This window comes from Frankia sp. CcMO1 (assembly GCF_977945845.1).
On the sequence record NZ_CDWTMG010000236.1, the window covers coordinates 1 to 7,543 of the forward strand.

General features: G+C 69.9%; 7 protein-coding genes. 4 read left to right on the forward strand and 3 right to left on the reverse strand.

The features are described 5' to 3' along the window. The first annotated feature begins 231 nt into the window (after positions 1 to 231). The 4 genes from AC08OU_RS20405 to AC08OU_RS20420 all read left to right on the forward strand — a co-directional run bounded on the left by AC08OU_RS20405 (position 232) and on the right by AC08OU_RS20420 (position 3,757). Positions 232 to 1,278, forward strand: a complete 1,047-nt coding sequence (locus AC08OU_RS20405; protein ID WP_476602327.1) for an aldo/keto reductase — start codon at positions 232 to 234, stop codon at positions 1,276 to 1,278. A gap of 183 nt (positions 1,279 to 1,461) precedes the next feature. Continuing rightward, on the forward strand, positions 1,462 to 2,481 hold the full coding sequence (locus AC08OU_RS20410) for an ATP-binding cassette domain-containing protein (RefSeq protein WP_476602326.1): 1,020 nt from the start codon (positions 1,462 to 1,464) through the stop codon (positions 2,479 to 2,481). A gap of 6 nt (positions 2,482 to 2,487) precedes the next feature. Beyond that, entirely contained in the window at positions 2,488 to 3,342 is an 855-nt protein-coding gene (locus AC08OU_RS20415; RefSeq protein WP_476605573.1) for an ABC transporter permease, read from the forward strand. Positions 3,343 to 3,451: 109 nt separating this feature from the next. Then, positions 3,452 to 3,757, forward strand: a complete 306-nt coding sequence (locus tag AC08OU_RS20420) for a hypothetical protein (protein WP_462185878.1) — start codon at positions 3,452 to 3,454, stop codon at positions 3,755 to 3,757. Positions 3,758 to 3,906: 149 nt separating this feature from the next. On the opposite strand, the gene AC08OU_RS20425 is transcribed toward AC08OU_RS20420, so the two are convergent. From AC08OU_RS20425 to AC08OU_RS20435, 3 genes are all read right to left on the reverse strand, one after another. Further along, complete coding sequence (locus tag AC08OU_RS20425; protein ID WP_462185877.1) at positions 3,907 to 4,344, reverse strand: SsgA family sporulation/cell division regulator; 438 nt, start codon at positions 4,342 to 4,344, stop codon at positions 3,907 to 3,909. A gap of 360 nt (positions 4,345 to 4,704) precedes the next feature. Further along, entirely contained in the window at positions 4,705 to 5,211 is a 507-nt protein-coding gene (locus tag AC08OU_RS20430; protein ID WP_476594024.1) for a universal stress protein, read from the reverse strand. Between the two features lie 201 nt (positions 5,212 to 5,412). After that, positions 5,413 to 7,543, reverse strand: a 2,131-nt coding sequence (locus AC08OU_RS20435) for a WD40 repeat domain-containing serine/threonine protein kinase (protein WP_476605574.1), incomplete at its 5' end; no start/stop codon positions are given.

The following is a 7,543-nucleotide window of genomic DNA, read 5'->3' on the forward strand; positions in this document are numbered from 1 at the left end:
TTAACTTCGAAGACCCGGGATTCCCGGACCTCGCGGGCCGGGTTCCTGCTTCTTTTCCCGACGGGAGGTTCCGACGGATGCGTCACCGACTACCGTCGGTTCGGCCTCCCTCCGTCTCCACAGAATCTCCACAGGCGAGCACGGCTCGTCTTCTATCCGGTCTGATGCGAAAGGGGGTGAGCGGCGTTTCCTCCTCCGCGTGAACGCGGAGGTCTCCACGCCGCACATACCATGAAGTACCGCAAACTCGCCCGGACCGGCGTCGAGGTCAGCACCCAGTGTCTCGGCGCCATGATGTTCGGCGCGTTCGGCAACACCGACCACGACGAATGCGAACGCATCATCCATCGGGCCCTCGACGCCAGCATCAACTTCATCGACACCGCCGACATCTACTCTCAGGGTGAGAGCGAGGAGATCGTCGGCCGGGCCATCAAGACCCGCCGCGACGACATCGTCCTTGCCACGAAGTGCTTCAGCCCCATGGGCGACGAGCGCAACTCCCGCGGCGGCTCGCGGCGCTGGATCATCCGCGCCGTTGAGGATAGCCTGCGCCGCCTCGGCACCGACTACATCGACCTCTACCAGGTCCACCGCCACGACTGGGACACCGACCTCGAGGACACCCTCGGCGCCCTGTCCGACCTCGTCCACGCCGGCAAGGTCCGCTACCTCGGCTCCTCCTCCTTCCCCCCCGACTGGATCGTCGAGGCCCAGTGGGCCGCCCGGCGCCGTAACAGCGAACGGTTCGTCTGCGAACAGCCCCAGTACTCCATCTTCGCCCGCTCCATCGAAGAAGCCGTCCTGCCCGCCGCCCAACGCCACACCATCGGCATCATCCCCTGGAGCCCGCTGGCCGGCGGCTGGCTCACCGGCAAGTACCGGCGCGGCGAGCAGGCTCCGGCCGGATCGCGCTACTCGCCCCAGGGCTTGCTCAGCCGCCGCCAGAGTCAGGCACTCTCCGAGGACCCGAACGCGCCTGCCCGCTTCACCGCGCTGGAGGAGCTGACCACCGTCGCCGAGCAGACCGGCGTGTCCCTCACTCACCTCGCGCTGGCCTTCGTCGACAGCCACCCCGCCGTCACCTCGGCCATCATCGGGCCCAAGACGCTCGCTCAGCTCGACGACGTCCTCCCGGCGGCCGAGATCACCCTCGACCAGGCGACGCTCGACGCGATCGACGAGATCGTCACCCCCGGCACCGACATCGCCGGTACCAGCCACTACAGCGGTAACCCGGCACTGCAGCCGGCATCCCGCCGCCGGACGGACCACTGACGGACGGACCACTGACGGACGGACCACTGACGGACGGACCACTGACGGACGGACCCACCGGCGTCAGCGTTCCGTCAGTGGGCCGTCGCCACGACGCCTAGGCGGTCACCGCCGTCCCTCCAGGGTGGCCAAAGTGTCAGTGGTAGCCGGCATGCTGATCCCATGACGGACAACGCTGATCCCATGACGGACAGACGAGAACCTCCCACCCCCGCAATCGTCTCCGACGGGCTCGTCAAGCGCTACGGCGAGACGACGGCGCTGGCGGGCGTCGACCTGACGGTGCCGGCCGGCACCGTCTTCGGTCTGCTGGGCCCGAACGGCGCGGGCAAGACCACGATCGTGCGGATCCTCGCGACCCTGGTGCGCCCGGATGCCGGCACCGCCCTCGTCGGCGGCTACGACGTGCTGCACGACAGTCACCGTGTGCGCCAGCTCATTGGGCTGACCGGCCAGTACGCCTCCGTCGACGAGATGCTCACCGGCACCGAGAACCTCGTGATGATCGGCCGGCTGCTCGGCCTGCCGCGGTCCGCAGCCAAGGCGCGGGCCCGGGAGCTGCTCGCTGACTTCCGTCTGGACGACGCGGCGAACCGCTCTGCGAAGACCTACTCCGGTGGCATGCGCCGGCGACTCGACCTGGCCGCGAGCCTGGTGGGGCGCCCGCGCCTGCTGTTCCTCGACGAGCCGACGACCGGCTTGGATCCGCGCAGCCGCAACGAGATGTGGGACATCGTCCGCGACCTCGTGGGCGGCCAGGGCGTCACGGTGCTGCTCACCACCCAGTATCTGGAGGAGGCCGACCAGCTCGCGGACGAGATCGCGGTCGTCGACCACCGCCGGGTCATCGCGCAGGGCACGCCGGACCAGCTGAAGAACCGGGCGGGCGGCCAGGCCCTCGAGGTCCGCCCGCTCGACGCCGCAGACGTGGCGCTGGTGGCAACCACCGTCGCGGAGGTGGTCGGCGCGGCCCCGGCGGTGGCGGGCACGCTCGTCAGTGTCCGAGTCACCGACCCCGCCGTGCTGCCCGCGGTCGTCCGTCGGCTCGACGACGCCGGGGTGAGGGTGGGCGAGCTGGCCATGCGCGGCTCCAGCCTCGACGAGGTCTTCCTGTCCCTGACCGGCCACCCGGCCACCGCCTCCGGCCAGGCCGCCACCACAACCGACACGGCCGCGAAGATCCCCGCGGCGACGAGGAGCTGAGCTGCCGTGACGACCCTGACCAGCCCGACCACGCCCACCCCGGACCAGCCACGCTTCTCGACGCACGGCACCGCCGAGCCGGTCGGCGCCGCGCGGGTCACCCCGCTCGACGCGCTTCGCCACACCGCGACCCTGGCCTGGCGCACGCTCGTCCAGGTCAAGCACAACCCGATGGAACTGCTCGACTTCAGCGTGCAGCCGCTGATGTTCCTCCTGCTGTTCACCTATGTGTTCGGCGGGGCGATCTCCGGCTCGACCTCCGACTATCTGACGTTCGCGCTGCCCGGCATCATCGTGCAGAACACCCTGTTCACGACCCTGAACACCGGCATGGGGCTCAACGCCGACCTCACCAAGGGCGTGTTCGACCGGTTGCGCTCCCTGCCGATCGCCCGGTCCGCGCCGTTGGCCGGGCGCATCGTCGCCGATCTCGTCAAGCAGATCTGGGCCATCGCCATGCTGCTCGGCCTCGGATACGTGCTGGGTTTCCGCATCGAGACCGGCCCGCTGCAGGCACTGGCCGCCTGCGGCCTCGTGGTCCTGTTCGCGCTGGCGATCTCATGGATCTCCGTGCTGGTCGGGATGCTCGTCTCGGAGCCGGAGAAGGTGATGGCCTTCGGGTTCACCCTCATCTTCCCGTTGACCTTCATCAGCAACGTGTTCGTCGAGACGTCGTCGATGCCGGGCTGGTTGCAGGCGTTCGTCAAGGTGAACCCGGTGACGGCCCTGGCCGACGCGACCCGAGGCCTGCTGGTCTCGGGCCCGGTGGCCACGCCGACCTGGCACGCGCTGGTCTGGGCGGCGGGGCTGGCCGCGGTCTTCGCGCCGCTCGCCCTCACCGCGTTCAAGCGCCGGGTCTGACCGGTGCCGGGGCGACGCCGCAGCATCCCCGGAGGCAGACAAGCCGTCTTCCGGGTCCGGAGACGATGCGCTATAGTCACCCGGGCCAGGCAACATAATGGGGGTTCAAATGAGTGTCATCGTCGCCATGACTCTGAAAGTCGATCCAGCGGCTCTTCAGCAGCTGTTCGCATCGAAGGCGGATATCTTCACATCCGTCGCCGAGCAGGCAAAAAAGGTGGGAGCCTTGCACCATCGTTTCCTTGCCGGCGACGGGCAGGTCATCATCCTCGATGAATGGGATTCCGCGGAGGCGTTCCAGGAGTTCTTCACCAATCAGCCCGAGATAGCCGCCCTCATGCGGGACGCCGGCGTCGAGGGACCCCCGGAGATTCAGGTCTGGCAGCCGATCGAAGGCGCGCCCGACACCTTCTGAGCGGGCGCGCGGGACACGGGCGGGGGACGGCTACGGTTCCCCGTATCCGCGCCGCGGACCGGACCGGCGCCGCGGACCGGACTGGCGCCCCCGCCCGGAATCGTCATTACCAGAGTTGATGATGAGATCTTTGAGAACACCCGAAGCGGTCAGGTGTTCCGGGTGTGCAGCAGCATGTGAAGCTCGTTGTCCCAGTCGATGCCGTTACTCTCCCGCCCCACTGGAACCTGCCCGTGGCAGTCGGCGAGAAAGGCGATGACCTTCGACTTCGCCAGCTCAAGATCGGCATGCCCCGACGGGCTGGACAGGGACACCGTGATCACCGACCGCCCCTTGGACGCCGTCGGCCGGATGCGCACGTCGCCGGTCCCGGCGGGAACCTCGATCCCTTCGGCTAGCAGCGCGCGAGCGAAGATCCAGGTGATGGCCTCTTCACCGGAACGTAGGATCAACTCGACAGCGAAGGGATCAGCCGGGTCGTAACGGAGTGTGCCGGGAATCGCTTCTCGCTCCCCCTCCTCCATGACGTAGTCAACGGATAGATCGCGCGCCACGATATGCGCGGGCGTCGAGCTGTGACGGAGCATCGCTGCCTCCCAACAGGTCGGATTCGACACTGTTCAGCATCGCGCCCGGCGACGCCCGGTTTGGCCGCCCGACGGGCCTCTCTGGACGGGCGGATCAACCCGGCACGGCCGGGCCGGTCGGCATAGCCGGCGAGTGAACGCAACGTCACGATCCCATCGCTATTTTGTCACGGTTTCGGCATGGTTTCGGCGACCCCACGTCGAGAGATTCCGGCCGAGTCCGCCGACGGGTGCGGCGATGACCTCGTTACTGGCCCGACGGGTGCCGACGCTGGCCGTCATACCGGTGGGAGGGAGCCGGCCCCGGCCGTCAGGACCATCCGCCCCCACCGGACGGCCCGGACGGGAACCATCCGGGCCCTACGGCACGACGGTGACCGGCCAGCGACCGCCGCGGACCATCCGGCTCGCCAGGGAACCGACCAGGCGGTGCCCGGCGCTCTCGGACGCCCCGATGACGACCATGTCCGCCTGTTCCTCCGTCGCGCTCCGCTTGAGCGCCTCGAACGGATCGCCGGCCCGCACGACGAACCGGATGGGGACGCCCAGCTCCTCGGACCGCTCCAGGATCGCCTCGCGCACCTCACCGATGACCGAGTCAATCACTTGCTGCATCGCCTCCCCGGCCGGCGCCGGGGACATCGCCGCCCACACCGAGGGGGCCGCGACATAGACCACCACCAGTCGGGACGACTGGCGGCGGGCCAGCCCGGCCGCGTAGGCTGCCGCGCGCATCGACGTCCGCGACCCGTCGACCCCGGTCATGATCACCTGTGGGCCGTCCGTGCCCAACTCGAAGGGCCCCCGCTTCCAGGAGGGCCCGAAGTCCTCGACCGACAGCACCGCCCGGCCTTCTGCAGCATTCACACCAACCAGTCTTCCCCGTCGACCGGTGCGTCGGTGGGCGCGGGTCGACGTCCTCCTCCGGCGGATCTCAACCCGTGAGGACGTAACCCAGCACGCCCTCGACGGTGAAGCCCTCGCCTGCGGTCGAAAAGCCGGACGGTTCACCTGGCAGGCCGCTCCAGTGGGCCTGACGAGCAATCCGGCGGCCGGCCCGTCGTCAACTCAACCGCAGGGAGCCCGGTAACTCATCTCCCTGAAGGCGGTGCTCCATTCACCGGCGGTGATCCGGTTCGCCGGATCGGCGCACGCGGTGTCCGCGAGCCGGCCGGGCTCGGCGTCCCACAGCCGCAATGTCCCGTCGTGACCAGCCGAGACGACGACGCCCGTGCCGGAGACGAAGGCGATCGCGCTGATCGGCTGGGTGTGCCCGTGCCACTGGGTCAGCAGGATCGGCCTGTCCAGACGGGAGATGTCGGTCAGCCGGACCGTCTCGTCATCACCGGCGGATGCGACGACGTCGGCACCCGTCTCGAAGGCCACGCTCTGGACCCCGCCCAAAGAGCCGGTGGCGACGCCACGGGCGGGATTATCCGGATACCGCACCTCCCACAGGCGCACCGTGGCGTCGACGCCGCCGGAGACCAGAACGCCTCCGTCGCCGGTGAAGACCACGGACCGCACCCCACGGCTGTGCCCGCGCAGGATTCCACCCGCGGTCGGCCGCGCCGCGTCCCGGATGTGCCACAGATGGACGGTGCCGTCGTCACCAGCGAACGCGAGCAGGGTGCCGTTCGGCGCGAAGGCCACCGAGCGCGCTCCCCCGGTCTGACCGTCCGCCCGGACGCGCTGCTTCGGATGCGCCGGGTCCGTGACATCCCACAGCGCGACGATGCCGTCCGCACTGGCGGACCCGAGAGTGTTGCTGTCCGGGCTGAAGGCCACCGACTGCACCGCGCCGGCGTGGGCCTGGATGGTCGACCATCGGACCATCTGGTCGGGGTCGTGCAGGTTCCACAGCCGGATCGTGCCGTCGGAGTGGCCCGCGGCGAGCAGGCCACTGTCCCGGTTGAACGCCAGCGACTCGACCCAGCTGCGGCTCGACACCGAGACGGAGGTGCGCCGGACCAGCTCGGTCCGACCGGCGACTTCCCATACCGTGACGGTTCCGTTGTCGCTCCCCGCCGCGGTCCAATGCCCGTCCGGGCTCACCGCGAGCGCCAGCAGGGCACCGGTCCCGACGGGGATGGTGGTCGGGGTGATCCCGGCACCGAACAGCGCGATCATCGCGCTCCGGGTCCTGGCCGAGCGCGGCTCGGCGCGGTAGGCCGCGAGCGCGAGCCGGCGGGCGAGTCCCGTGTTGCCATCCTGGAGGAGCAGCGCCCGCTCGGCGACCGCCTCGGGCACGCTCGTCTCGGTCCGCGAGGCCCCGCTCCTGGTGGACACGATGGCGACCGTCGTCACGAGCACGGTGACGGCAGCCACCAGGGCAACGATGATCAGCGGACGTCGGTTGCGGGCCCGGCCGCCCGGTGGCGCGGTGGACGAGGACCTCTGCGACGACGAGGACGACCGCTGAGACGAGGACGACCGGGACGCTCCTCGCCCGGTGTCCTGGCTGTGTTCGTCATCGGTCCAGACCGTCACCAGAGCATCGGCGAAGTCCCGGGAGCGGGACGACGAGCCGGCGCCCGGCCGCCAGCGGGCATCCGGCCCGGACGGTGACGCCTCGCTCCCCGACGAGGACGACCCTAGCCCGGGAGAAGACGTCGGGCCCGGAACCGACGAGGGCTCCGGAACCGACGAGGGCTCCGGCGGAGACGGCGGGCCGGGAACCGACGATGCCACCGGCGGGGACGACACACCCGGAACCGACGACGGGCCGGACCGGGATGGTGCCCCGGGAATGCCCGGCCCCGGGAACGAGAGCAGGTTCGCGGGCGGCGGGGGTCCGATCGGCTGATGGCCGGTGACGGGCGTGATCGGACCCGCGAGGTCGGCGTCGCTCGCCGGCGTCCCGGAGGCGCCGCCGGGAGGCGTGTTCAGCGGCCGGATCAGCGCGGTCACCTCGGACAGGGACAGCCCCTTGGCCACCATCGGGGCTTCGGCACGTAGGTCCAGAAGACGCGCGTAGAGCTTCTCGGCGGTGGGTCGCTCCGCCGCTGCCTTGCGCATCGCATCGGAGACCAGGGGCCGCAGGCTGTCCTCGAAGCCGTCAAGCATCGGAGGATCGTTGACCGTCCGGTACAGCACGCTGGGAGCAGGGCCGTTACCGAACGGGTAACGACCGGTCCCGGCGAAGATAAGGACACCGCCCCAGGCGAACACGTCCGCCGCCGAGGTGACCTGCTCACCT

What these genes read in the sequence shown, in the direction of transcription:
- AC08OU_RS20405 (WP_476602327.1), top strand. Translation starts at nt 232, where the DNA reads ATGAAGTACCGCAAACTCGCCCGGACCGGCGTCGAGGTCAGCACCCAG.
- AC08OU_RS20410 (WP_476602326.1), top strand. Translation starts at nt 1,462, where the DNA reads ATGACGGACAGACGAGAACCTCCCACCCCCGCAATCGTCTCCGACGGG.
- AC08OU_RS20420 (WP_462185878.1), top strand. Translation starts at nt 3,452, where the DNA reads ATGAGTGTCATCGTCGCCATGACTCTGAAAGTCGATCCAGCGGCTCTT.
- AC08OU_RS20425 (WP_462185877.1), bottom strand. Translation starts at nt 4,344, where the DNA reads ATGCTCCGTCACAGCTCGACGCCCGCGCATATCGTGGCGCGCGATCTA.